Origin of the sequence: Streptomyces sp. NBC_01445, assembly GCF_035918235.1 — a bacterium.
In the GTDB taxonomy this organism is placed as follows: domain Bacteria; phylum Actinomycetota; class Actinomycetes; order Streptomycetales; family Streptomycetaceae; genus Streptomyces.
Genome location: NZ_CP109485.1, coordinates 4,663,055 through 4,687,010, shown reverse-complemented (window position 1 = coordinate 4,687,010; position 23,956 = coordinate 4,663,055). Strand labels below are relative to the sequence as shown.

The 23,956-nt window shown below is 66.7% G+C and carries 36 protein-coding genes; 33 read left to right on the top strand and 3 right to left on the bottom strand.

Features of this window, described 5'->3' with window-relative positions:
• Positions 1–34: 34 nt before the first annotated feature.
• The 27 genes from rplB (at position 35) to truA (ending at position 15,317) form a co-directional block, all read left to right on the top strand.
• Entirely contained in the window at positions 35–871 is an 837-nt protein-coding gene (gene rplB / locus OG574_RS21280; protein WP_266561187.1) for a 50S ribosomal protein L2, read from the top strand.
• Positions 872–883: 12 nt separating this feature from the next.
• On the top strand, positions 884–1,165 hold the full coding sequence (rpsS, locus tag OG574_RS21275) for a 30S ribosomal protein S19 (protein WP_100594882.1): 282 nt from the start codon (positions 884–886) through the stop codon (positions 1,163–1,165).
• A 42-nt stretch (positions 1,166–1,207) separates the two neighbouring features.
• On the top strand, positions 1,208–1,555 hold the full coding sequence (gene rplV / locus OG574_RS21270) for a 50S ribosomal protein L22 (RefSeq protein WP_026249422.1): 348 nt from the start codon (positions 1,208–1,210) through the stop codon (positions 1,553–1,555).
• Entirely contained in the window at positions 1,555–2,397 is an 843-nt protein-coding gene (gene rpsC / locus OG574_RS21265; protein ID WP_116511058.1) for a 30S ribosomal protein S3, read from the top strand. The genes rplV and rpsC overlap by 1 nt, the downstream gene beginning before the upstream one ends.
• Positions 2,398–2,402: 5 nt before the next feature.
• Positions 2,403–2,822 carry a 50S ribosomal protein L16 gene (rplP, locus tag OG574_RS21260; protein ID WP_030782563.1) on the top strand — a complete coding sequence of 140 codons (420 nt, stop codon included), beginning with the start codon at positions 2,403–2,405 and terminating at the stop codon, positions 2,820–2,822.
• Entirely contained in the window at positions 2,822–3,046 is a 225-nt protein-coding gene (rpmC, locus tag OG574_RS21255) for a 50S ribosomal protein L29 (protein WP_059079052.1), read from the top strand. Before rplP ends, rpmC begins: the two co-directional genes overlap by 1 nt.
• Positions 3,046–3,330, top strand: coding sequence for a 30S ribosomal protein S17 (gene rpsQ, locus OG574_RS21250; protein ID WP_100594880.1), 285 nt, complete (start codon positions 3,046–3,048; stop codon positions 3,328–3,330). The genes rpmC and rpsQ overlap by 1 nt, the downstream gene beginning before the upstream one ends.
• Positions 3,331–3,427: 97 nt before the next feature.
• Positions 3,428–3,796 carry a 50S ribosomal protein L14 gene (rplN, locus tag OG574_RS21245; protein ID WP_003974257.1) on the top strand — a complete coding sequence of 123 codons (369 nt, stop codon included), beginning with the start codon at positions 3,428–3,430 and terminating at the stop codon, positions 3,794–3,796.
• Positions 3,797–3,798: 2 nt separating this feature from the next.
• Complete coding sequence (gene rplX / locus OG574_RS21240) at positions 3,799–4,122, top strand: 50S ribosomal protein L24 (protein ID WP_100594879.1); 324 nt, start codon at positions 3,799–3,801, stop codon at positions 4,120–4,122.
• On the top strand, positions 4,122–4,679 hold the full coding sequence (gene rplE, locus OG574_RS21235; RefSeq protein ID WP_100594878.1) for a 50S ribosomal protein L5: 558 nt from the start codon (positions 4,122–4,124) through the stop codon (positions 4,677–4,679). Before rplX ends, rplE begins: the two co-directional genes overlap by 1 nt.
• 5 nt (positions 4,680–4,684) lie before the next feature.
• Positions 4,685–4,870 carry a type Z 30S ribosomal protein S14 gene (locus tag OG574_RS21230; RefSeq protein ID WP_003948630.1) on the top strand — a complete coding sequence of 62 codons (186 nt, stop codon included), beginning with the start codon at positions 4,685–4,687 and terminating at the stop codon, positions 4,868–4,870.
• 223 nt (positions 4,871–5,093) lie between these two features.
• Positions 5,094–5,492 (top strand): 30S ribosomal protein S8, encoded by a 399-nt coding sequence (gene rpsH, locus OG574_RS21225; protein ID WP_030221010.1) that lies wholly within the window; start codon positions 5,094–5,096, stop codon positions 5,490–5,492.
• A 21-nt stretch (positions 5,493–5,513) separates the two neighbouring features.
• Entirely contained in the window at positions 5,514–6,053 is a 540-nt protein-coding gene (gene rplF, locus OG574_RS21220; RefSeq protein ID WP_100594877.1) for a 50S ribosomal protein L6, read from the top strand.
• Between the two features lie 3 nt (positions 6,054–6,056).
• Positions 6,057–6,440 carry a 50S ribosomal protein L18 gene (gene rplR, locus OG574_RS21215; RefSeq protein ID WP_100594876.1) on the top strand — a complete coding sequence of 128 codons (384 nt, stop codon included), beginning with the start codon at positions 6,057–6,059 and terminating at the stop codon, positions 6,438–6,440.
• A 42-nt stretch (positions 6,441–6,482) separates the two neighbouring features.
• A complete protein-coding gene (gene rpsE, locus OG574_RS21210) occupies positions 6,483–7,088 on the top strand; it encodes a 30S ribosomal protein S5 (protein WP_326774519.1) in 606 nt (201 codons plus the stop codon).
• The gene (gene rpmD / locus OG574_RS21205) at positions 7,088–7,270 is read left to right on the top strand and encodes a 50S ribosomal protein L30 (protein ID WP_041985698.1); all 183 of its coding nucleotides are present in this window, start codon (positions 7,088–7,090) and stop codon (positions 7,268–7,270) included. The genes rpsE and rpmD overlap by 1 nt, the downstream gene beginning before the upstream one ends.
• Positions 7,271–7,272: 2 nt before the next feature.
• Positions 7,273–7,728 (top strand): 50S ribosomal protein L15, encoded by a 456-nt coding sequence (gene rplO, locus OG574_RS21200; protein ID WP_100594874.1) that lies wholly within the window; start codon positions 7,273–7,275, stop codon positions 7,726–7,728.
• 281 nt (positions 7,729–8,009) lie between these two features.
• A complete protein-coding gene (secY, locus tag OG574_RS21195) occupies positions 8,010–9,323 on the top strand; it encodes a preprotein translocase subunit SecY (protein ID WP_326774518.1) in 1,314 nt (437 codons plus the stop codon).
• Positions 9,323–9,976 (top strand): adenylate kinase, encoded by a 654-nt coding sequence (locus OG574_RS21190; RefSeq protein WP_100594872.1) that lies wholly within the window; start codon positions 9,323–9,325, stop codon positions 9,974–9,976. Before secY ends, OG574_RS21190 begins: the two co-directional genes overlap by 1 nt.
• A gap of 100 nt (positions 9,977–10,076) precedes the next feature.
• Positions 10,077–10,913: a type I methionyl aminopeptidase gene (gene map / locus OG574_RS21185; RefSeq protein ID WP_326774517.1), complete on the top strand. Its 837-nt coding sequence runs from the start codon at positions 10,077–10,079 to the stop codon at positions 10,911–10,913.
• A gap of 192 nt (positions 10,914–11,105) precedes the next feature.
• Positions 11,106–11,327: a translation initiation factor IF-1 gene (gene infA, locus OG574_RS21180; RefSeq protein WP_003948620.1), complete on the top strand. Its 222-nt coding sequence runs from the start codon at positions 11,106–11,108 to the stop codon at positions 11,325–11,327.
• 59 nt (positions 11,328–11,386) lie between these two features.
• Positions 11,387–11,500, top strand: coding sequence for a 50S ribosomal protein L36 (gene rpmJ / locus OG574_RS21175; RefSeq protein WP_003974245.1), 114 nt, complete (start codon positions 11,387–11,389; stop codon positions 11,498–11,500).
• A 186-nt stretch (positions 11,501–11,686) separates the two neighbouring features.
• A complete protein-coding gene (gene rpsM, locus OG574_RS21170; protein ID WP_100594870.1) occupies positions 11,687–12,067 on the top strand; it encodes a 30S ribosomal protein S13 in 381 nt (126 codons plus the stop codon).
• Positions 12,068–12,132: 65 nt separating this feature from the next.
• On the top strand, positions 12,133–12,537 hold the full coding sequence (gene rpsK, locus OG574_RS21165; RefSeq protein ID WP_003948617.1) for a 30S ribosomal protein S11: 405 nt from the start codon (positions 12,133–12,135) through the stop codon (positions 12,535–12,537).
• Positions 12,538–12,689: 152 nt separating this feature from the next.
• Positions 12,690–13,712, top strand: a complete 1,023-nt coding sequence (locus OG574_RS21160) for a DNA-directed RNA polymerase subunit alpha (protein ID WP_003966937.1) — start codon at positions 12,690–12,692, stop codon at positions 13,710–13,712.
• A gap of 158 nt (positions 13,713–13,870) precedes the next feature.
• Complete coding sequence (rplQ, locus tag OG574_RS21155; protein ID WP_100594869.1) at positions 13,871–14,368, top strand: 50S ribosomal protein L17; 498 nt, start codon at positions 13,871–13,873, stop codon at positions 14,366–14,368.
• 79 nt (positions 14,369–14,447) lie between these two features.
• Positions 14,448–15,317, top strand: a complete 870-nt coding sequence (gene truA / locus OG574_RS21150; RefSeq protein ID WP_326774516.1) for a tRNA pseudouridine(38-40) synthase TruA — start codon at positions 14,448–14,450, stop codon at positions 15,315–15,317.
• 4 nt (positions 15,318–15,321) lie between these two features.
• Here the strand turns inward: truA and OG574_RS21145 are convergent, their stop codons facing one another.
• On the bottom strand, positions 15,322–16,179 hold the full coding sequence (locus OG574_RS21145; protein ID WP_442816839.1) for a hypothetical protein: 858 nt from the start codon (positions 16,177–16,179) through the stop codon (positions 15,322–15,324).
• A 430-nt stretch (positions 16,180–16,609) separates the two neighbouring features.
• Between OG574_RS21145 and rplM the strand changes: the two genes are divergently transcribed.
• The 3 genes from rplM (at position 16,610) to glmM (ending at position 19,146) form a co-directional block, all read left to right on the top strand.
• A complete protein-coding gene (rplM, locus tag OG574_RS21140; RefSeq protein ID WP_100594865.1) occupies positions 16,610–17,053 on the top strand; it encodes a 50S ribosomal protein L13 in 444 nt (147 codons plus the stop codon).
• Between the two features lie 44 nt (positions 17,054–17,097).
• Complete coding sequence (gene rpsI, locus OG574_RS21135; RefSeq protein WP_100594864.1) at positions 17,098–17,619, top strand: 30S ribosomal protein S9; 522 nt, start codon at positions 17,098–17,100, stop codon at positions 17,617–17,619.
• 168 nt (positions 17,620–17,787) lie between these two features.
• On the top strand, positions 17,788–19,146 hold the full coding sequence (glmM, locus tag OG574_RS21130; RefSeq protein WP_326774514.1) for a phosphoglucosamine mutase: 1,359 nt from the start codon (positions 17,788–17,790) through the stop codon (positions 19,144–19,146).
• A 15-nt stretch (positions 19,147–19,161) separates the two neighbouring features.
• Here the strand turns inward: glmM and OG574_RS21125 are convergent, their stop codons facing one another.
• The gene (locus tag OG574_RS21125) at positions 19,162–20,112 is read right to left on the bottom strand and encodes a DUF389 domain-containing protein (protein ID WP_326774513.1); all 951 of its coding nucleotides are present in this window, start codon (positions 20,110–20,112) and stop codon (positions 19,162–19,164) included.
• A gap of 25 nt (positions 20,113–20,137) precedes the next feature.
• Positions 20,138–21,127: a type I pantothenate kinase gene (coaA, locus tag OG574_RS21120; RefSeq protein ID WP_100594970.1), complete on the bottom strand. Its 990-nt coding sequence runs from the start codon at positions 21,125–21,127 to the stop codon at positions 20,138–20,140.
• Positions 21,128–21,369: 242 nt separating this feature from the next.
• On the opposite strand from coaA, the gene OG574_RS21115 reads away from it, so the two are divergent.
• From OG574_RS21115 to OG574_RS21105, 3 genes are read left to right on the top strand one after another with little or no spacing between them, the layout of a single operon-like run.
• Entirely contained in the window at positions 21,370–21,597 is a 228-nt protein-coding gene (locus OG574_RS21115) for a hypothetical protein (protein WP_398375446.1), read from the top strand.
• A 23-nt stretch (positions 21,598–21,620) separates the two neighbouring features.
• Positions 21,621–23,480 carry a glutamine--fructose-6-phosphate transaminase (isomerizing) gene (gene glmS / locus OG574_RS21110; protein WP_326774511.1) on the top strand — a complete coding sequence of 620 codons (1,860 nt, stop codon included), beginning with the start codon at positions 21,621–21,623 and terminating at the stop codon, positions 23,478–23,480.
• Positions 23,481–23,510: 30 nt separating this feature from the next.
• Positions 23,511–23,879 (top strand): holo-ACP synthase, encoded by a 369-nt coding sequence (locus OG574_RS21105; protein ID WP_100594859.1) that lies wholly within the window; start codon positions 23,511–23,513, stop codon positions 23,877–23,879.
• Positions 23,880–23,956 lie beyond the last annotated feature (77 nt).

Here is a 23,956-nt window from a genome sequence, read left to right as displayed (position 1 = left end):
CGCCTTGGTCCGAATATCGGACGAGGACTGAGAAATGGGAATCCGCAAGTACAAGCCGACGACGCCGGGCCGCCGTGGCTCCTCCGTCGCCGACTTCGTCGAGGTCACGCGGTCCACGCCGGAGAAGTCGCTGGTCCGCCCGCTGCACAGCAAGGGCGGCCGTAACAACGCCGGTCGTGTGACCGTTCGCCACCAGGGTGGCGGACACAAGCGCGCCTACCGAGTGATCGACTTCCGTCGTCACGACAAGGACGGCGTGCCGGCGAAGGTCGCGCACATCGAGTACGACCCCAACCGCACCGCGCGCATCGCGCTGCTGCACTACGCCGACGGCGAGAAGCGTTACATCGTCGCTCCGCGTGGCCTGTCGCAGGGCGACCGCATCGAGAACGGTCCTGGGGCCGACATCAAGCCGGGCAACAACCTGGCGCTCCGCAACATCCCGGTCGGTACCACGATCCACGCGATCGAGCTCCGTCCCGGTGGCGGTGCCAAGTTCGCCCGCTCCGCAGGTGCCTCCGTGCAGCTGCTGGCGAAGGAGGGCCAGATGGCCCACCTGCGCATGCCGTCCGGCGAGATTCGCCTGGTCGACGTTCGCTGCCGCGCCACCATCGGCGAGGTCGGCAACGCCGAGCAGTCGAACATCAACTGGGGCAAGGCCGGCCGCAAGCGCTGGCTCGGCGTTCGTCCGACCGTTCGCGGTGTGGCGATGAACCCGGTTGACCACCCGCACGGTGGTGGTGAGGGCAAGACCTCCGGTGGTCGCCACCCGGTCTCCCCGTGGGGTCAGAAGGAGGGTCGTACTCGTTCGCCGAAGAAGGCTTCGAACAAGTACATCGTCCGCCGCCGCAAGACGAACAAGAAGCGCTAGGAGCGGGTTTAGATGCCGCGCAGTCTCAAGAAGGGGCCCTTCGTCGACGACCACCTCGTAAAGAAGGTGGACGTACAGAACGAAGCCGGCACCAAGAACGTCATCAAGACCTGGTCCCGTCGCTCGATGATCATCCCCAGCATGCTGGGTCACACCATCGCGGTGCACAATGGCAAGATCCACATCCCGGTGTTCGTCACCGAGTCGATGGTCGGCCACAAGCTCGGCGAGTTCTCGCCGACGCGCACCTTCCGGGGTCACGTCAAGGACGACCGGAAGTCGAAGCGCCGCTAAGGCGGGGTGGAATCGACTATGACGAACACTGAAGGGACAACCATGGAAGCCAGGGCCCAGGCGCGGTACATCCGCGTCACGCCCATGAAGGCCCGCCGAGTGGTGGACCTCATCCGTGGCATGGATGCCACGGAGGCTCAGGCGGTCCTGCGTTTCGCCCCGCAGGCCGCGAGCGTGCCGGTTGGCAAGGTGCTGGACAGCGCCATTGCCAACGCTGCACACAACTACGACCACACCGACGCCAATTCGCTGGTCATCAGCGAGGCGTACGTGGATGAGGGCCCGACCCTGAAGCGGTTCCGTCCGCGTGCTCAGGGCCGTGCCTACCGGATCCGTAAGCGGACCAGCCACATCACCGTGGTCGTCAGCAGCAAGGAAGGAACCCGGTAATGGGCCAGAAGGTAAACCCGCACGGGTTCCGGCTCGGTATCACCACGGACTTCAAGTCCCGTTGGTACGCCGACAAGCTGTACAAGGACTACGTCAAGGAAGACGTAGCCATCCGTCGCATGATGACCTCCGGCATGGAGCGCGCCGGTATCTCGAAGGTTGAGATCGAGCGCACCCGTGACCGCGTGCGTGTGGACATCCACACCGCTCGTCCGGGCATCGTCATCGGCCGCCGTGGCGCCGAGGCCGACCGCATCCGCGGTGACCTCGAGAAGCTCACGGGCAAGCAGGTCCAGCTGAACATCCTCGAGGTCAAGAACCCCGAGACCGACGCTCAGCTGGTTGCTCAGGCCGTTGCAGAGCAGCTGTCCTCCCGCGTCTCCTTCCGTCGCGCCATGCGTAAGAGCATGCAGACGGCGATGAAGGCCGGCGCCAAGGGCATCAAGATCCAGTGTGGTGGCCGTCTCGGCGGCGCCGAGATGTCCCGCTCGGAGTTCTACCGCGAGGGCCGTGTGCCCCTGCACACGCTCCGCGCGAACGTCGACTACGGCTTCTTCGAGGCCAAGACGACCTTCGGCCGTATCGGTGTGAAGGTCTGGATCTACAAGGGCGACGTCAAGAACATCGCCGAGGTCCGCGCCGAGAACGCTGCGGCCCGTGCGGGTAACCGCCCGGCCCGTGGCGGCGGCAACGACCGTCCGGCCCGCGGCGGTGGCCGTGGTGGCGAGCGTGGCGGCCGCGGCCGCAAGCCGCAGCAGCAGTCGGCTCCGGCCGCCGAGGCCCCCAAGGCTGACGCGCCCGCCGCTGCCGCTCCGGCTGAGAGCACCGGAACGGAGGCCTGACCGAAATGCTGATCCCCCGTAGGGTCAAGCACCGCAAGCAGCACCACCCCAAGCGCCGCGGTCAGGCCAAGGGTGGTACGACGGTTGCGTTCGGCGAGTACGGCATTCAGGCCCTCACGCCGGCGTACGTGACCAACCGCCAGATCGAGGCGGCTCGTATCGCGATGACCCGCCACATCAAGCGTGGCGGCAAGGTCTGGATCAACATCTACCCGGACCGCCCGCTTACGAAGAAGCCCGCCGAGACCCGCATGGGTTCCGGTAAGGGTTCCCCCGAGTGGTGGGTCGCGAACGTTCACCCGGGTCGGGTGATGTTCGAGCTGTCCTACCCGAACGAGAAGATTGCGCGTGAGGCGCTTACCCGCGCTGCTCACAAGCTTCCGATGAAGTGCCGGATTGTTCGGCGCGAGGCAGGTGAGTCGTGATGTCGGCCGGTACCAAGGCGTCCGAGCTGCGCGAACTGGGCAACGAGGAGCTCCTCAACAAGCTCCGCGAGGCCAAGGAAGAGCTGTTCAACCTCCGTTTCCAGGCGGCGACCGGTCAGCTCGAGAACCACGGTCGGCTGAAGGCCGTCCGCAAGGACATCGCGCGGATCTACACCCTCATGCGTGAGCGCGAGCTGGGCATCGAGACGGTGGAGAACGCCTGATGAGCGAGAGCAACGTGACTGAAGAGACTGCCGCCCGCGGCTTCCGCAAGACCCGTGAGGGTCTGGTCGTCAGCGACAAGATGGACAAGACCGTCGTCGTCGCTGTCGAGGACCGCGTCAAGCACGCGCTGTACGGCAAGGTCATCCGCCGTACGAACAAGCTCAAGGCGCACGACGAGCAGAACGCTGCCGGCGTCGGCGACCGCGTCCTCATCATGGAGACGCGTCCGCTGTCGGCGACCAAGCGCTGGCGCATCGTCGAGATCCTCGAGAAGGCCAAGTAATTCTCTGAGGGGTATCCCTCAGAGTTCGTTCCGCCAGGCTCCCGGGGCAGTTCACTGAACTGCCCCGGGGGAACCGGCAGACAATCAGGAGATAGACGTGATCCAGCAGGAGTCGCGACTGCGCGTCGCCGACAACACGGGTGCGAAGGAAATTCTCACCATCCGTGTTCTCGGTGGCTCGGGTCGCCGCTACGCGGGCATCGGTGACGTCATCGTCGCCACCGTCAAGGACGCGATCCCCGGCGGCAATGTGAAGAAGGGTGACGTCGTCAAGGCGGTCATCGTTCGCACCGTCAAGGAGCGCCGCCGTCCGGACGGCTCGTACATCCGCTTCGACGAGAACGCCGCCGTCATTCTGAAGAACGACGGCGACCCTCGCGGCACCCGTATCTTCGGCCCGGTGGGCCGTGAGCTGCGCGAGAAGAAGTTCATGAAGATCATCTCGCTCGCGCCGGAGGTGCTGTAAGCATGAAGATCAAGAAGGGCGACCTGGTACAGGTCATCACCGGTAAGGACAAGGGCAAGCAGGGCAAGGTCATCGCGGCCTTCCCCCGCGAGGACCGCGTCCTGGTCGAGGGTGTCAACCGGGTCAAGAAGCACACCAAGGCCGGCCCCACCGCCAGCGGTTCGCAGGCCGGTGGCATCGTCACGACCGAGGCCCCTGTCCACGTGAGCAACGTTCAGCTCGTGGTGGAGAAGGACGGCAACAAGGTCGTCACGCGTGTCGGTTACCGCTTCGACGACGAGGGCAACAAGGTTCGCGTTGCCAAGCGGACGGGTGAGGACATCTGATGGCTACCACCACGACTCCGCGTCTCAAGACGAAGTACCGCGAGGAGATCGCGGGCAAGCTGCAGGAAGAGTTCTCGTACGAGAACGTCATGCAGACCCCGGGCCTCGTCAAGATTGTGGTCAACATGGGTGTCGGCGACGCCGCCCGTGACTCCAAGCTCATGGACGGTGCCGTCCGTGACCTGACCACGATCACCGGTCAGAAGCCGGCCATCACCAAGGCCCGCAAGTCCATCGCGCAGTTCAAGCTGCGTGAGGGTCAGCCGATCGGTGCCCACGTCACGCTCCGTGGCGACCGCATGTGGGAGTTCCTGGACCGCACCCTGTCGCTCGCGCTTCCGCGCATCCGCGACTTCCGTGGTCTGTCTCCCAAGCAGTTCGACGGCCGTGGCAACTACACCTTCGGTCTCACGGAGCAGGTCATGTTCCACGAGATCGACCAGGACAAGATCGACCGCGTCCGGGGTATGGACATCACCGTGGTCACCACGGCGACCAACGACGCTGAGGGCCGCGCGCTCCTTCGTCACCTCGGCTTCCCCTTCAAGGAGGCGTAACCGAGATGGCGAAGAAGGCTCTTATTGCCAAGGCTGCTCGTAAGCCGAAGTTCGGTGTGCGTGGCTACACCCGCTGCCAGCGCTGCGGCCGCCCGCACTCCGTGTACCGCAAGTTCGGCCTGTGCCGCGTGTGCCTTCGTGAGATGGCTCACCGTGGCGAGCTGCCGGGCGTGACCAAGAGCTCCTGGTAATCCCCTTCTGTCCTTAGGGACTTGGGAATTACCGGACGCTCTCGGTAAGTATTTGGACGGCGGGAGCCCCCCTTCACATGCCGTAGGCTTGTGGGGTTGGGCGCCCGCCGCCCATACCGACTTACTACGCCGTAGGTCCCCGCACCGCACCCGTCCCGCCTCTGTGTGGGGAGAGGGATGGCGCATACAGGAAACCCCGGCGAGAGAGGCCGAAGGCCAATTCATGACCATGACTGATCCGATCGCGGACATGCTGACTCGTCTGCGTAACGCGAACTCGGCGTACCACGACACCGTGGCAATGCCGCACAGCAAGATCAAGTCTCACATCGCGGAGATCCTCCAGCAGGAGGGCTTCATCACGGGCTGGAAGACCGAGGACGCCGAGGTTGGCAAGAACCTCGTCCTCGAGCTCAAGTTCGGCCCGAACCGTGAGCGCTCCATTGCGGGCATCAAGCGGATCTCCAAGCCCGGTCTCCGGGTTTACGCGAAGTCCACCAACCTGCCCAAGGTCCTCGGCGGCCTCGGCGTGGCGATCATCTCCACGTCGCACGGTCTCCTGACCGGCCAGCAGGCAGGCAAGAAGGGCGTAGGTGGGGAAGTCCTCGCCTACGTCTGGTAGTCGGGAACGGAGGAATAGCTAATGTCGCGTATTGGCAAGCTCCCCATCACGGTTCCCGCCGGCGTGGACGTCACCATCGACGGTCGTACGGTCTCGGTTAAGGGCCCCAAGGGTTCCCTCAGCCACACGATCGTCGCTCCGATCGTCATCACGAAGGACGAGGACGGCGTGCTGAACGTCGCCCGTCCCAATGATGAGCGTCAGAACAAGGCTCTGCACGGCCTGTCCCGCACGCTGGTGGCCAACATGATCACCGGCGTGACCCAGGGTTACGTGAAGAAGCTCGAGATCAGCGGTGTCGGTTACCGCGTCCTGGCGAAGGGCTCCAACCTGGAGTTCTCGCTCGGCTACAGCCACTCGATCGTGATCGAGGCGCCCGAGGGCATCTCCTTCAAGGTCGAGTCGCCGACCAAGTTCTCGGTCGAGGGCATCGACAAGCAGAAGGTCGGCGAGGTTGCGGCCAACATCCGCAAGCTGCGCAAGCCCGACCCGTACAAGGCCAAGGGCGTCAAGTACGAAGGCGAAGTCATCCGCCGCAAGGTCGGAAAGGCGGGTAAGTAAGCCATGGCATACGGTGTCAAGATTGCTAAGGGCGACGCTTACAAGCGTGCTGCCATCAAGCGCCGTCACATTCGTATCCGTAAGCATGTTTCGGGTACGGCCGAGCGTCCGCGCCTGGTCGTGACGCGTTCGAACCGCCACATCGTGGCCCAGGTCATCGACGACGTTAAGGGTCACACCCTCGCGTCGGCGTCGACCCTGGACACCTCGATCCGTGGTGTCGAGGCCGACAAGTCCGCGCAGGCCGGCAAGGTCGGTGCCCTGGTCGCCGAGCGTGCCAAGGCCGCGGGCGTCGAGGCTGTCGTGTTCGACCGTGGTGGTAACCAGTACGCCGGGCGCATCGCCGCTCTGGCGGACGCCGCCCGCGAAGCCGGTCTGAAGTTCTGATCCGGTTCCGTAGCTAGCGGAAAACGAAGAGAGGTAATTCCAATGGCTGGACCCCAGCGCCGCGGAAGCGGTGCCGGTGGCGGCGAGCGGCGGGACCGGAAGGGTCGCGACGGTGGCGCTGCTGCCGCCGAGAAGACCGCATACGTTGAGCGCGTTGTCGCGATCAACCGTGTCGCCAAGGTTGTCAAGGGTGGCCGTCGCTTCAGCTTCACTGCGCTCGTCGTAGTGGGCGATGGCGATGGCACGGTAGGCGTCGGTTACGGCAAGGCCAAGGAGGTGCCGGCCGCCATCGCCAAGGGTGTTGAGGAGGCCAAGAAGCACTTCTTCAAGGTCCCCCGTATCCAGGGCACCATCCCGCACCCGATCACGGGCGAGAAGGCTGCGGGCGTCGTCCTGCTCAAGCCGGCTGCTCCCGGTACCGGCGTTATCGCCGGTGGCCCGGTGCGCGCCGTGCTCGAGTGCGCCGGCGTTCACGACATCCTGTCGAAGTCTCTCGGCTCGTCGAACGCGATCAACATCGTGCACGCGACCGTGGCGGCCCTCAAGGGCCTGCAGCGTCCCGAGGAGATCGCGGCTCGCCGTGGTCTGCCCCTCGAGGACGTCGCCCCCGCGGCTCTGCTTCGTGCACGTGCGGGAGCGGGTGCGTAATGGCTCGCCTCAAGATCACGCAGACGAAGTCGTACATCGGCAGCAAGCAGAACCACCGCGACACCCTGCGTTCGCTCGGGCTCAAGCGCCTGAACGACGTGGTCGTCAAGGAGGATCGTCCCGAGTTCCGCGGCATGGCTAACACCGTGCGGCACCTCGTGACGGTCGAGGAGGTCGACTGATCATGGCGGAGAACAACCCGCTCAAGATCCACAACCTCCGTCCCGCCCCGGGCGCCAAGACCGCGAAGACCCGTGTGGGTCGCGGTGAGGCGTCCAAGGGTAAGACGGCCGGTCGTGGTACCAAGGGCACGAAGGCCCGTTACCAGGTTCCGGAGCGCTTCGAGGGTGGCCAGATGCCCCTCCACATGCGTCTCCCGAAGCTCAAGGGCTTCAAGAACCCGTTCAAGACCGAGTTCCAGGTCGTGAACCTCGACAAGCTGAGCGCGCTGTACCCGGAAGGTGGCGAGGTCACCGTTGAGGGTCTCGTCGCCAAGGGTGCCGTTCGCAAGAACAGCCTCGTCAAGGTCCTCGGCCAGGGTGAGCTCACCGTGGCGCTGCAGGTGACGGTTGACGCCGTCTCCAACTCCGCCAAGGAGAAGATCACCGCCGCCGGCGGTACCGTCACCGAGCTCGTCTGACCTTTTCAGACGTCTCGATGACATGAGCGATTCCCAACCGGGGATGCCCCAAATATGGGGCATCCCCGGTTGGTCGTTCCAAGGGGGGCATGGTCGCCGGTATGGTGGCCTGCACTGTGCTGTATCCGTCTGGGGCTGACGCCCCGGGCCGGGCGGTGTGTCCTGAAGGCGACGAGTCTGATGGATCTTCACCCGGTGCTTGACTGTTACGCATTCCTTCATTCATCGAACCTCAAGACCGTCACCTCTGACGCACGTGCGCGGGGGTCGCAGGAGGCACCGTGCTCACCGCGTTCGCCCGGGCGTTCAAGACGCCCGACCTGCGCAAGAAGCTGCTCTTCACGCTCGGCATCATCGTGATCTACCGGATGGGTACGCATGTGCCGATCCCGGGAGTCAGCTACTCGAACGTCCAGACATGTATGGACGCGAACAAAGGCACGCAGGGGCTGTTCGGTCTCGTCAACATGTTCAGTGGTGGCGCGCTCCTGCAGATCACGATCTTCGCGCTCGGCATCATGCCGTACATCACCGCGAGCATCATCCTGCAGCTGCTCACTGTCGTGATCCCGCGGCTCGAGGCCCTGAAGAAGGAGGGTCAGGCGGGTACGGCGAAGATCACGCAGTACACCCGTTACCTGACCGTGGCGCTCGCCATCCTCCAGGGCACCGGCCTCGTCGCGACCGCTCGCAGCGGCGCCCTCTTCCAGGGCTGCCCCGTCGCGAACCAGATCGTCCCGGACCAGTCGATCTTCGTGACGATCACGATGGTCGTCACGATGACCGCCGGTACCGGCATTGTCATGTGGCTCGGTGAGCTCATCACCGACCGCGGCATCGGCAACGGCATGTCGATCCTGATGTTCATCTCGATCGCCGCCACCTTCCCGAGCGCCCTGTGGACCATCAAGACGACCGGTGACCTCGCCGGCGGCTGGATCGAGTTCGGCGCCGTGATCCTGGTGGGCCTCGTGATGGTCGGCCTGGTGGTGTTCGTCGAGCAGGCGCAGCGCCGCATTCCTGTCCAGTATGCGAAGCGCATGATCGGTCGCCGGTCTTACGGCGGTACGTCCACCTACATCCCGCTGAAGGTCAATCAGGCGGGTGTGATCCCTGTCATCTTCGCCTCGTCGCTGCTCTACATCCCGGCCCTCGTCGCGCAGTTCGCGGGAGGCAGTTCCGGGTGGAAGACCTGGATCAACGACCATCTGACCAAGGGAAATCACCCCTATTACATCGTTTCGTACTTCCTCCTGATCGTTTTCTTCGCGTTCTTCTACGTGGCGATCTCGTTCAACCCCGAGGAAGTCGCGGACAACATGAAGAAGTATGGTGGCTTCATCCCGGGCATCCGGGCTGGCCGGCCGACCGCTGAGTACCTGAGCTACGTACTCAACCGGATCACCTGGCCGGGTTCGCTGTATCTGGGTCTGATCGCTCTCGTACCAACGATGGCGTTGGTTGGCTTCGGGGCAAGCCAGAACTTCCCGTTCGGTGGGACAAGCATCCTCATCATCGTGGGTGTCGGTCTGGAGACGGTGAAGCAGATCGAGAGCCAGCTTCAGCAGCGCAATTACGAAGGGTTCCTCCGCTGATGCGTATCGTCCTCGTCGGGCCGCCCGGTGCGGGCAAGGGAACGCAGGCCGCGTTCCTTGCCAAGGACCTGTCGATTCCGCACATCTCCACGGGCGACCTCTTCCGTGCCAACATCAGCCAGGGCACGGAGCTGGGCAAGCAGGCGAAGGCGTTCATGGACGCCGGCAACCTGGTTCCCGACGAAGTCACCATTGGGATGGCCAAGGACCGCATGGAGCAGCCGGACGCCGTGAACGGCTTCCTGCTCGACGGCTTCCCTCGCAACGTCTCGCAGGCCGAGGCGCTCGACGTCGCCCTCAAGGCGGACGAAGTGAAGCTCGACGCGGTCCTGGACCTCGAGGTCCCCGAGGACGAGGTGGTCAAGCGCATCGCCGGCCGCCGCATCTGCCGCAAGGACTCCGCGCACGTCTTCCACGTGTCGTACAAGCAGCCGAAGCAGGAAGGCGTCTGTGACGTCTGCGGCGGCGAGCTGTACCAGCGCGAGGACGACAGCGAGGACACCGTTCGCAAGCGGCTCGAGGTCTACCACACGCAGACCGAGCCGATCATCGACTATTACCGGGCCCAGGGCCTGGTGCGGACGATCTCGGCGCTCGGCAAGGTCGACGAGGTGACCGCGCGGGCCATGGAGGCCCTCAAGCGCGACAAGTAGGTCGTTACGCTGCTCCGGCCGCGGTGCCCGTACAGGGCGCCGCGGCCGTAGTGTTGTCCAGGTAAGCCCGTAGGACGGAAGACGGAGAGCGCAGGCCCCCATGGTGCAGATCAAGACCCCCGAGCAGATCGCCAAGATGCGTGAGGCGGGGCTGGTCGTCGCCGCGATCCACGCGGCGACGCGTGAGGCCGCGGTGCCCGGTGCCACCACCCGGGACCTGGACGAGGTCGCGCGCAAGGTGCTCGACGAGCACGGGGCCAAGTCGAACTTCCTCGGCTACGGGGGATTCCCCGCGACCATCTGCACCTCGGTCAACGAGGTCGTCGTCCACGGCATCCCGGACGAGAAGACCGTCCTCAAGGACGGCGACATCATCTCCATCGACTGCGGCGCGATCATCGACGGCTGGCACGGCGACGCCGCGTACACCGCGTTCGTCGGGACCGGCCACGCTCCGGAGCTGGTCGAGCTCTCGCGGGTGACCGAGGAGTCGATGTGGGCCGGCATCGCCGCGATGAAGAACGGCAACCGGCTCGTCGACATCTCCCGCGCCATCGAGTCCTACATCCGCCGCCAGCCCAAGCCGGGCGGCGGCAAGTACGGCATCGTCGAGGACTACGGCGGCCACGGCATCGGCACCGAGATGCACATGGACCCGCACCTCCTGAACTACGTCGAGCGCCGCCGCGGCAAGGGTCCGAAGCTCGTCCCCGGCTTCTGCCTCGCGATCGAGCCGATGGTCTCCCTCGGCACCCCGCGCACCGAGGTCCTCGAGGACGACTGGACGGTCATCACCACGGATGGCACCTGGTCCTCGCACTGGGAGCACTCCATCGCGCTGACCGAACAGGGCCCGCTGGTCCTCACGGCGCCCGACGGCGGCAAGGCGAAGCTGGCCGAGCTCGGTGTTACTGCGGCACCCGACCCTCTGGCCTGACGACAGCCGCTACTGCGGACGGTGTTGCCGCTGCTCCGGATCCCCTTGCATGATGATCTTGAGTGTGGGGCAAACTTCCCCGATTCGTCTTTCCGGGGGCCCTGACGTAGACTGACTCGTCGGCTCTCGTGCACACGCATGCCTGCATGTACGTGCTGAGTCGATCAAGGTAGTCGATTCGAAGGGCGAAGCGTGGCCAAGAAGCAAGGTGCCATCGAGATCGAAGGCACTGTCGTCGAGTCTCTCCCGAACGCCATGTTCAAGGTGGAGCTCCAGAACGGCCACCAGGTCCTGGCTCACATCAGCGGCAAGATGCGTATGCACTACATCCGTATCCTCCCTGACGACCGGGTCGTGGTGGAGCTGTCTCCGTACGACCTGACGCGTGGCCGGATCGTCTACCGGTACAAGTAGATCTTGCCCGCACCCTGCCTCGCGCGGGGTGGTGGCACTGACCCGGAGAACCTCACCCAATGAAGGTCAAGCCGAGCGTCAAGAAGATCTGCGACAAGTGCAGGGTGATCCGCCGTCACGGCCGGGTCATGGTTATCTGCGACAACCCGCGCCACAAGCAGCGCCAGGGCTGACGCACTACTGCATTCGCAGAGTTTCGCGCGACGCAAGTAAGCACACATGCAGGACCCGTCCCTCTTCAGATCCATTGGTAATGGAGGGCGACACCCCCGGTCGGAGGCCGGGGACCCAGGATGTACCTCGTACGGCACCTGGGAACGGTTCTGCTGAAGACCTCCGAGTATCAACAGGAGCCTTGAATGGCACGCCTTGAAGGCGTTGACCTCCCGCGCGACAAGCGCGTAGAGGTTGCCCTCACCTACGTGTTCGGCATTGGCCGCACGCTGTCCCAGCAGACGCTGGACGCCACCGGTGTGGACCGCAACATCCGCGTTCGTGATCTGTCCGAAGAGGACCTGATCAAGATCCGCGAGTACGTGGACGCGAACATCCAGACCGAGGGTGACCTCCGTCGCGAGATCCAGGCCGACATCCGCCGCAAGGTCGAGATCGGCTGCTACCAGGGTCTTCGCCACCGTCGTGGCCTGCCCGTCCGCGGTCAGCGCACCAGCACGAACGCTCGTACCCGCAAGGGCCCGCGTCGCGCCATCGCCGGTAAGAAGAAGCCGGGCAAGAAGTAGTCCTCGCTCAGCGGTCTATCGACAGCTGTCGCTGCAGGACCGACCACCTCCCGTAGGAGTAATAGATGCCCCCCAAGGGTCGTCAGGGCGCTGCCAAGAAGGTGCGCCGCAAGGAAAAGAAGAACGTTGCCCACGGGCACGCTCACATCAAGAGCACGTTCAACAACACGATCGTGTCCATCACGGACCCGACCGGCAACGTGATCTCGTGGGCCTCCGCCGGCCACGTCGGCTTCAAGGGCTCGCGCAAGTCCACTCCGTTCGCCGCGCAGATGGCCGCCGAGTCGGCCGCGCGTCGCGCCCAGGAGCACGGCATGCGCAAGGTTGACGTCTTCGTCAAGGGTCCGGGCTCCGGCCGCGAGACCGCGATCCGCTCCCTCCAGGCCACGGGCCTCGAGGTCGGTTCGATCCAGGACGTCACGCCGACCCCGCACAACGGCTGCCGTCCGCCCAAGCGTCGCCGCGTCTGACCTGACGTACGACTGCTTGGTCTGAGGTTTTCGGGCGGTACGGCTCTTAGGGGCCGTATCGCCCGTACCCTTGTTACTGCATCAACACCGGGCCATCACCCGGTGGCATCAGGGCATCAAATAGTGGGTGCCCCTGACTGAAGGATTCCTTCATGCTTATTGCTCAGCGCCCGTCGCTGACCGAAGAGGTCGTCGACGAGTTCCGCTCTCGGTTCGTCATTGAGCCGCTGGAGCCGGGCTTCGGTTACACCCTCGGCAACTCGCTTCGCCGGACCCTCCTGTCGTCGATCCCCGGCGCTGCTGTCACCAGCATCCGTATCGACGGTGTCCTGCACGAGTTCACCACTGTGCCGGGCGTCAAGGAAGACGTCACCGACCTCATCCTGAACATCAAGCAGCTGGTCGTCTCCTCGGAGCACGACGAGCCGGTCGTGATGTACCTGCGCAAGCAGGGCCCGGGTCTGGTCACCGCCGCCGACATCGCGCCCCCGGCCGGTGTCGAGGTGCACAACCCCGACCTCGTCCTCGCCACGCTCAACGGCAAGGGCAAGCTGGAGATGGAGCTGACCGTCGAGCGCGGTCGCGGCTACGTCTCCGCCGTTCAGAACAAGCAGGTCGGTCAGGAGATCGGGCGCATCCCGGTCGACTCGATCTACTCGCCGGTCCTGAAGGTCACGTACAAGGTCGAGGCGACCCGTGTCGAGCAGCGCACCGACTTCGACAAGCTGATCGTCGACGTCGAGACGAAGCAGGCCATGCGTCCGCGTGACGCCATGGCGTCGGCCGGTAAGACCCTGGTCGAGCTGTTCGGTCTCGCCCGCGAGCTGAACATCGACGCCGAGGGCATCGACATGGGCCCGTCCCCCACGGACGCCGCCCTGGCCGCTGATCTGGCGCTGCCGATCGAGGAGCTCGAGCTCACCGTTCGGTCGTACAACTGCCTCAAGCGCGAGGGCATCCACTCCGTGGGTGAGCTCGTCGCCCGCTCCGAGGCGGACCTGCTCGACATCCGCAACTTCGGTGCGAAGTCGATCGACGAGGTCAAGGCGAAGCTGGCCGGCATGGGTCTTGCGCTCAAGGACTCGCCTCCCGGCTTCGACCCGACCGCCGCCGCCGACGCCTTCGGCGCCGACGACGACGCGGACGCGGGCTTCGTCGAGACCGAGCAGTACTAGGCGCTCCGCGAGGACGCCGGATTTCGGCTGCGGGTCAGCTTCGGCTGGTGCGCAGTTCCCCGCGCCCTTACGGGCGCGGGTCTCCGACGGGCATCCGCCCGCTCGGACACTGACCCTGGTACCTGATACGGCCGGGGCAGACATCTAGGAGAAACACCATGCCGCGTCCCGCCAAGGGTGCCCGTCTGGGCGGCAGTGCTGCGCACGAGAAGCTGCTTCTCGCGAACCTCGCGAAGTCGCTCTTCGAGCACGGCAAGATCACGACGACCGAGGCCAAGGCCCGTCGTCTGCGTCCGTACGCGGAGCGTCTGGTCACCAAGGCGAAGAAGGGCGACCTTCACAACCGCCGTCAGGTGCTCCAGGTCATCACCGACAAGAGCGTCATCCACACGCTCTTCACGGAGATCGCCCCGCGCTACGAGAACCGTCCGGGTGGTTACACCCGTATCACCAAGATCGGTAACCGCCGTGGCGACAACGCGCCCATGGCTGTCATCGAGCTGGTCGAGGCGCTGACGGTTGCGCAGCAGGCCACCGGTGAGGCCGAGGCCGCCACCAAGCGTGCCGCCAAGGACACCGAGGCTGCCGCTCCGGCCGCCGAGGTCGTCGAGGACGCCGCAGCGGTCGAGGCCGCTGAGGAGTCCAAGGACGCCTGAGGCTCTGCCTTGATGTGAGCGGGTCCGCCCTTCGGGGCGGGCCCGCTTTCGTATTGCCTTTGCCTGAGAGGATCTGTGTGTGAGTGACGAGGTAGAGCCCGGGTTCGTGCGGGTGCGGCTTGATCTGTCGTACGACGGCAAGGACTTCTCCGGGTGGGCGAAGCAGGCCAGTGGCCGGCGGACCGTGCAGGGTGAGATCGAAGACGCGCTGAAGACCGTGACCCGGTCCGCGCAGACGTACGAGCTGACCGTGGCCGGGCGGACCGACGCCGGGGTGCACGCGCGCGGGCAGGTCGCGCATGTCGATCTGCCGGAGGACGTCTGGGCCGAGCACCAGGACAAGCTCCTGCGCCGGCTCGCGGGACGGTTGCCGCACGATGTGCGGGTGTGGAAGGTGGCTCAGGCGCCGAGCGGGTTCAACGCGCGGTTCGCCGCCGTGTGGCGTCGGTACGTGTACCGGGTGACCGACAACCCGGGCGGTGTCGATCCGCTGTTGCGCAGTCATGTGCTGTGGCACGACTGGGAGTTGGATCTCGACGCGATGAACGCCGCCGCGGAGAAGCTGCTCGGGGAGCACGACTTCGCCGCGTACTGCAAGCGGCGCGAGGGCGCGACGACGATCCGTACGCTCCAGGAGCTGCGGTGGGAGCGGTCGCCCGACGGGATCCTCGAAGCGACCGTCCGGGCCGACGCGTTCTGCCACAACATGGTGCGCTCGCTGGTCGGCGCGATGCTGTTCGTCGGTGACGGGCACCGGACGCCGGACTGGCCCGCGAAGGTCCTGGCCGCCGGCGTACGGGACTCGGCGGTGCACGTGGTGCGGCCGCACGGCCTGACGCTGGAGGAAGTCGGTTACCCGGCCGACGAGTTGCTCGCGGCGCGCAGCAAGGAAGCCAGGAACAGGCGGACGCTGCCGGGGGCGCCCTTCTCGGAACCGGGGTGCTGCTGAGCCCCTACTGGGGCGCCTCGGCCGCAGCGGAGGCCTGCGCCTCGCCGCGCCGGGTGATCTGGCGGAACGTGAACTCGGCGAGGTCGTCACCGGTGGTGAAGACCGCGCGGTCCTTGGTGGTGACGTCCCGGCCGCCGCTGGTGAACCCGGCGGTCGTGAAGTACGCGTAGCGGCCGTACGAGTTGGTGGTCGAGCGGCAGATCGTCGTACGGCAGAACGCGGGGACGCCCGAGCCGGACAGAGAGGTCACGGTGCCCTTGGTGTACTGGTTCTTGGCCTTGGTGGCCTGGGCCTCCGTGTCGAAGACGGCGACGCCGACGGTGACCGCGACGCCGTCCTTCGCGTAGGTGGCGCGGATCAGGCGCGTGCAGTCGTTGCCCGTCAGGACGCCGCCGAGCGCGCCCTGGGTGGCCGAGGCGCAGCTCTTCGTGCTGGCGGTCGCGCCCTTCTTGTAGACGCGGTCGCTGACGGTCAGCTTGGTGCCGGGGAAGAGGGTGTCCGCGCCGAGCGGGGCCTTATCCTTCTTGGCGCTGGAGATGAAGTCCTTGGGGTCGAGCGGGGGCGGGGGCGTGGTCTCCGCGAACGTCGGGTCGGCCGGGGCCGTGTCGCTGGGGATGTCAGCGGTCGTCGGCAGCTGGTCGGCGGGCTTGTTCGAGGCCGAGTTCTTGCCGTTGGCGGAGACGATCGCGAACGCGACGGCCGAGCCGACGGCGACCGTGGCGAGCGCGCCACCGCCGATCATCAGCCAGCGGCGGCGCCGCGCGCGTGTCTCGGACGCTTCGGCGAGTGCCGCCCAGTCCGGTCCCTGTGAACCACCACTGTCCCCGGAACCCCACTGGGGTCCCCCCTGCCCAAAGCTCATGGGGCGCATCTTAGACCGACGCGCAGGGGGTGCTGCGGCGCGGTGGGGACGGGTGTGCGCAGGGTCTGGTCGATCTTGTGTGTGCTGTGTGTGCGCTTCCTGTGTGCCGGGGGTCACGCTCGTGCGGCGCTGCCTGCGGCGACGTGCGGTTAGTCTGGTAGACGGCAGGGCCGCCCAGTGCGGCGGATTCGGCGGTGCCGGTGTCCAGGTCCGCGTTTTGACCCGCACGGGGAAGCGCGGGTATCCTGCCTAATCGTTGTGTGTATTGGCTTGCTCGCTCTCGCGTGAGGGGCCATGCGCAGGTTCCCTGGAGCAGTTACCAGTGGGCGGCATACGGGCGCTGAACCCGGCACTGTCGTCCCCAGCTGCACGATCGCTTCAGTGATGCCACTTTCAGCACCCATCCACTGAAGAAGAAGAAGGCTGCTAAGTGCGTACGTACAGCCCCAAGCCCGGCGACATCACTCGCCAGTGGTACGTCATCGACGCCCAGGATGTCGTCCTGGGTCGTCTGGCGACCACTGCCGCGAACATCCTGCGGGGCAAGCACAAGCCGATCTACGCCCCCCACGTCGACGCTGGTGACTTCGTCATCATCATCAACGCGGACAAGGTGCACCTCTCCGGCAACAAGAAGACCCAGAAGATGGCGTACCGCCACTCCGGTTACCCGGGCGGTCTGCGTTCCGTTCGTTACGACGAGCTGCTGGACAAGAACCCGGAGAAGGCCGTCGAGAAGGCCATCAAGGGCATGATCCCCAAGAACACCCTGGGCCGTCAGGTTCTCTCGAAGCTGAAGGTCTACTCGGGCGACCAGCACCCCCACGCTGCCCAGCAGCCGGTGCCGTTCGAGATCACCCAGGTCGCGCAGTAGTTCCGGCCACACCCCCAAAGACAGAAAAGAATCTGAGGAGAATCGTGGCCGAGACCACCGTTGAGCAGCCGGTCGAAGAGACCGAGATTGTCGACGTCGAGCAGTACACCACCGAGTCCGAGGTCCCCGTCGAGGGTGAGTACACCTCGGAGTCGAACGCCGCGCGCTTCGGCGACCCGCAGCCGGCCGCCGGCCTGGGCCGTCGCAAGAACGCCATCGCGCGTGTCCGCATCGTGCCCGGCACCGGCAAGTGGAAGGTCAACGGGCGCACGCTCGAGGACTACTTCCCGAACAAGGTCCACCAGCAGGAAGTCAACGAGCCCTTCAAGGTGCTCGAGCTCGACAACCGCTACGACGTCATCGCCCGCATCTCGGGTGGCGGCGTCTCCGGTCAGGCCGGTGCGCTCCGTCTCGGTGTCGCCCGTGCGCTGAACGAGGCCGACGTCGACAACAACCGCGGCGCCCTCAAGAAGGCCGGTTACCTCAAGCGTGACGACCGTGCGGTCGAGCGCAAGAAGGCCGGTCTCAAGAAGGCCCGTAAGGCCCCGCAGTACAGCAAGCGCTAAATCGCTGCTGCTTGTTCGTTTCGTTCGCCCCGGCGGCACGCTGTGTGCCGCCGGGGCGTTCGTATATAGCGGCGCTGGGCGTTATAACGGCACAAGGTGCTCATAAGTTTGCATGCTCGGATGATTTCCGACGCTTCTTCGAGAATTGCGAAAGTTCGGAGGACACCAGTGGGACGACTGTTCGGCACGGACGGCGTACGAGGTGTCGCCAACGCGGATCTGACGGCCGAGCTCGCGCTCGGACTCTCCGTGGCGGCGGCACATGTGCTCGGCGAGGCGGGGACGTTCGAGGGGCACCGTCCGGTGGCCGTGGTCGGTCGTGACCCACGGGCCTCGGGCGAGTTCCTCGAGGCGGCGGTCGTCGCGGGTCTGGCGAGCGCGGGCGTCGACGTCCTGCGGGTCGGCGTGCTGCCCACCCCCGCGGTGGCGCATCTCACCGGCGCGCTGGGCGCCGACCTCGGCGTGATGCTGTCCGCCAGTCACAACGCGATGCCGGACAACGGCATCAAGTTCTTCGCGCGCGGCGGCCACAAGCTCGCCGACGAGCTGGAGGACCGGATCGAGCAGGTCTACGAGCAGCACCGCACCGGTGCGCCGTGGGACCGCCCGACCGGTTCCGGCGTCGGCCGTGTGAACTCGTACGACGCGGGCTTCGACCAGTACGTCGCCCACCTCATCGGTGTGCTGCCCAACCGCCTCGACGGCCTGCGGATCGTCCTGGACGAGGCGCACGGCGCGGCGGCCAAGGTCTCTCCCGAGGCGTTCACGCAGGCCGGTGCCCAGATCGTCACGATCGGCGCCGACCCGGACGGCCTGAACATCAACGACGGCTGCGGCTCCACCCACCTCGACCTGCTGAAGGCCGCCGTCATCAAGCACGGCGCCGACCTCGGCATCGCGCACGACGGTGACGCCGACCGCTGCCTGGCCGTCGACCACACGGGCGCCGAGATCGACGGGGACCAGATCCTCGCCGTGCTCGCCCTGTCGATGCGGGAGCACGGCGCCCTGCGCCAGGACACCGTTGTCGCGACCGTCATGTCGAACCTCGGCTTCAAGCTGGCCATGGAGCGCGAGGGCATCGAGTTCGTGGCGACCGCCGTCGGCGACCGGTACGTCCTGGAGTCGATGAAGGAGCACGACTACGCGCTCGGCGGCGAGCAGTCCGGGCACGTGATCATCCTCGACCACGCGACGACCGGCGACGGCACGCTCACGGGTCTGCTGCTCGCGGCCCGCGTCGCCCAGACCGGCCGCACCCTCCAGGACCTCGCCTCCGTCATGGAGCGCCTCCCGCAGGTCCTGGTCAATGTGCGCGACGTCGACAAGTCCCGCGTCACGACGTCCGCCGAGCTGGCCGCCGCCGTCACCGACGCCGAGCGCGAGCTGGGCGCGACGGGCCGGGTGCTGCTGCGCTCGTCCGGCACGGAGCCGCTGGTCCGCGTCATGGTCGAGGCCGCCGACATCGAGCAGGCCCGCTCGATCGCCGGGCGCCTCGCCGATGTCGTCAAGTCCACGCTCGGATAAGGCAGTTCGGAGGACCTAGGCAGGTCCGGCCGCAGGAGTGGCACGCTTGCGCTGCTTCGCCCAGAACCACTTCTGGGCGAGCAGGGTGAGCGTGCCGGCCAGGACGATGCCGCCGAGGTTCGCGAGGAGCTGCGCGGTGGAGCCCCACGTCTGGGCGTAGTCGCTGTACGCGAACGCCACCGCCGCGTTCGCCGCGGCCGGGACCGTCGTCACCGAGATGGCGACGCCGATCAGGGCGCCCGACTTCGCCGACGTGAGGGACAGCGTCCCGGCGATGCCCGCGAGGAACGCCACGACGAACGACATCCAGTCCGGCTTCCAGATGAACGACGTGTTCGGCCGGTCCGCCTCGACCATCGAGCGCGTGAACAGGCCGAACAGGTCAAGGAGCCAGCTGAACCCGGCCGTGAGCACCATCGCGGCGGCGAATCCCGCCAGCAGCGCCCACAGCGATCGCCACACCAGGCGCGGGGCGCGCTGCACCAGCGCCGTGGAGATCCCGGCGAGGGGCCCGAACTCGGGGCCGACGGCCATCGCGCCGACGATCAGGATCGCGTTGTCCAGCATCACACCGCAGGCCGCGAGCATCGTCGCGACGGCCAGGAACGCCACGTAGGTGACGTTGAGCGTCGACTCCTCGTGTGTCGCGTCCGTCAGTGCTTCCCACAGGACCGCGTCCGCGCCCTCTCCCGGCGCCTCGTCCTCCGCCCTGTCGGCCAGCCTCGACAGCGACAGGTCGATGTTCTCGACGGCGATCGAGCCCGTCGTGTCGATGTGGAGGCCGCGCAGCCCGCTGATCAGCTCGTCGCCGGCCTCCCGGGCGACGTCGCACATCACGACGTCACCCTCGGGGTCGCGGGCCGCGCCCGGCACCACCACGAGATGCGTGGTGCCGACGGTCCTCTCGATCAGGCGGGCCACCGCGTCGGTCTTGTCGGCCGGGGTGATCAGTCGCAGGTGCAGCATGCGCGCAGCGTAGCTCTCCGGTTTTCTACAGCTTCCGCAGGCTCAGCCGCTGCACCTTGTGGTCGGGGCCCTTGCGCACGACGAGCGTCGCGCGGCCTCGCGTGGGCGCCACATTCTCCAGCAGATTCGGCTTGTTGATGGTCCGCCAGGTCGTCCGCGCGTAGTCGAGCGCCTCCTCCTCGGAGACCTGCGTGTACTTGCGGAAGTACGAGGACGGGTTCTGGAACGCCGTCTGGCGGAGCTTCTTGAACCGGTTGAGGTACCAGCTCTCGATGTCTTCGGCGCGCGCGTCCACGTACACGCTGAAGTCGAAGTAGTCGGCGAGGCCGACGCGGGTGCGGCCGTCCTTGCCGGGCATGGCCGGCTGAAGGACGTTGAGGCCCTCGACGATGAGGATGTCGGGGCGGCGGACCGTGAGCTTCTGGCCGGGCACGATGTCGTAGATCAGGTGGGAGTAGACGGGCGCCGAGACCTCGTCCTTGCCCGCCTTGATGTCGGCGACGAAGCGGGTCAGGGCGCGTCGGTCGTACGACTCGGGGAAGCCCTTGCGCGACATCAGGCCGCGCCGCTCCAGCTCCTTCGTCGGCAGCAGGAAGCCGTCCGTGGTGACCAGCTCCACGCGCGGGTGCTCCGGCCAGCGGGACAGCAGCGCCTGGAGGAGGCGGGCGACGGTCGACTTGCCCACCGCCACCGAACCGGCGACCCCTATGACGAAGGGTGTGCCCGACTGGGACGCCTTCTCGACGGTCTCGCCGAGGAAGGTGTTGAGGGCGCCGCGCAGGGTGTCGGTGGCGCCGACGTAGAGGTTGAGGAGGCGCGAGAGCGGGAGGTAGATGTCCCGGACCTCGTCGAGGTCGATGACATCGCCGAGGCCGCGCAGTTTCTCCAGCTCATCGGCGGTGAGGGGAAGCGGCGTCTTGTTGCGCAGCGCGCTCCACTCGGTGCGGGTGAGGTCGACGTAGGGAGTCGCCTCCGGCTTGTGCCGGTGGGCGCTCCGGGGTGCCGTCGGGGGCACGGAGACCGAAGAGATCACAGTCCATTGTTACGGCTGTGTGGACGGGGTGGGGGGTGGGGTGCGTCACCTTGGGGGCCGTGAGGTGCCGCGGGTGGGGGTGCGGTGGGCTTTCTGTGCGTGATTGGTGCCGGAATTCGCGGGTTTCCGTGGTCGCAGGTCTGGACCGGGCGGGGGAACGGGGATACGTTCCCGGCACCCGGCGCAGAGCCGCGCCGTCCGGGTGGGAGGGAACCGTTATGGCCGTGCCCCGATTGCGTGACCTCGTCCGGCGCAGACCCGGGCTCATTGACGACGACTTCGCCGGTCAGGTGCGCAGCGAGCTCGCCCTCGACCTGCCCGACGAGGACCTGCGCGAGGATCTCGACGACTGTCTCGACCTCTACGAGATGGGCAGCAAGCCGCGCTGCGAGGAAGTGGAGTACCTGCGTCTGCTCGAAGACGCGCGGGACCGGATCGTCTGGGGCTGCTGACCGCGCGGCCTTAGGCTGCCGCCATGTGCGGAATCGTGGGATACGTCGGATCTCAGTCGGCGCTCGACGTCGTGCTCGCCGGGCTGAAGCGGCTCGAATACCGGGGTTACGACTCGGCCGGGGTCGCGGTGCTCGCCGACGGCGGCCTCGCCTCGGCGAGGAAGGCGGGCAAGCTCGCCAACCTGGAGAAGGAGCTCGTGGAGCGGCCGCTGCCGGCCGGGGCCACGGGCATCGGCCATACCCGCTGGGCCACCCATGGCGCCCCCACCGACGTGAACGCGCATCCCCACCTCGACAACGCCGGCCGCGTCGCCGTCGTCCACAACGGCATCATCGAGAACTTCGCCGAGCTGCGCGCCGAGCTCGCCGAGCGCGGGCACGTCCTGGAGTCCGAGACCGACACCGAGGTCGTCGCGCATCTGCTCGCCGAGGAGTTCTCCGTGTGCGCGGACCTCGCAGAGGCCATGCGGCTCGTCTGCCGGCGCCTCGAAGGGGCGTTCACGCTGGTCGCCGTGCATGCCGACGAGCCCGACGTCGTCGTGGGTGCCCGGCGCAACTCGCCGCTCGTCGTGGGCGTGGGGGAGGGCGAGGCGTTCCTCGCCTCCGACGTCGCCGCCTTCATCGCCCATACGCGCTCCGCGATCGAACTGGGCCAGGACCAGGTCGTCGAGCTGCGCCGGGACGGCGTACGGGACGGGGTGACCGTCACCGACTTCGACGGGCGGCCCGCCGAGGTGCGGTCGTACCACGTCGACTGGGACGCCTCCGCCGCCGAGAAGGGCGGCTACGACTACTTCATGCTCAAGGAGATCGCCGAGCAGCCGAAGGCGGTCGCCGACACGCTGCTCGGGCGCATCGGCGTCGACGGGGCGCTGACGCTCGATGAACTCCGTATCCCCGCGGCCGTGTTGAAGGGAGTCGACAAGGTCGTGATCGTGGCGTGCGGGACGGCGTTCCACGCCGGTCTCATCGCCAAGTACGCCATCGAGCACTGGACCCGGATCCCCTGCGAGGTGGAGCTCGCGAGTGAGTTCCGGTACCGGGACCCGATTCTGGGCGGGCGCTCGCTCGTCATCGCCATCTCCCAGTCCGGCGAGACCATGGACACGCTGATGGCGCTGCGGCACGCCCGCGCACAGGGTGCGACCGTCCTCGCCATCTGCAACACGAACGGTTCGACCATTCCCCGCGAGTCCGACGCCGTGCTCTACACGCACGCCGGGCCCGAGGTCGCCGTCGCCTCCACCAAGGCGTTCCTCACGCAACTCGTCGCCTGCTATCTCGTGGCCCTGTACCTCGGGCAGGTGCGCGGCACGAAGTGGGGGGACGAGATCCGTGCGGTGATCCGGGACCTGGCCGACATCTCCGGTGAGGTCGAGCGCGTTCTGGAGACCATGGAGCCCGTGCGGGCGCTGGCCCGGTCGCTCGCCGACAAGCGGACCGTGCTCTTCCTGGGGCGGCACGTGGGCTATCCCGTCGCCCTTGAAGGCGCCCTGAAGCTCAAGGAACTCGCCTATATGCACGCCGAGGGCTTCGCCGCCGGTGAACTCAAGCACGGGCCCATCGCGTTGATCGAGGAGGACCTGCCTGTGGTGGTCGTCGTGCCGTCGCCCAAGGGGCGGTCCGTCCTCCACGACAAGATCGTGTCCAACATCCAGGAGATCCGGGCCCGCGGGGCGCGCACCATCGTGATCGCCGAGGAGGGCGACGAGGCGGTCGTCCCCTACGCCGACCATCTCGTGTGGATCCCTGCCACCCCTACGCTCCTTCAGCCGCTGGTTGCGACGGTGCCGTTGCAGGTGTTTGCTTGCGAGCTGGCCACTGCGCGGGGGAACGAGGTCGATCAGCCTCGGAACCTTGCCAAGTCCGTGACGGTGGAGTGACGGGCTGGATTTGATCACTAGGGGCTGGCTTTGATTATTGGGGTCGGGATCGACGTTGCCGAGATCGAGCGGTTCGAGGCGTCGCTCGCGCGTACGCCCGGAATGGCCGAACGGCTCTTTGTCGACCGGGAGTTGCTGCTGTCCAGTGGGGAGCGGCGGGGTGTCGCCTCTCTTGCCGCGCGGTTCGCCGCCAAGGAGGCGCTGGCCAAGGCGCTGGGGGCGCCGGCCGGGTTGCGGTGGACCGATGCGGAGGTCTGTGTCGAGGCGAGTGGGCAGCCGCGGCTGCGGGTCACCGGGACCGTTGCCGCCGCTGCCGAGAAGCTTGGGGTGCGGTCTTGGCATGTGTCGCTCAGTCATGATGCGGGGATTGCGTCCGCTGTTGTGATCGCCGAGGGGTAGAGGCCCGGAGGCAGGGGCTGGAGGGCTTCGTTCCGGCTTCGGGTCCGGCCTCGGTTCTGGGGCCGGTTCCGGTTTGG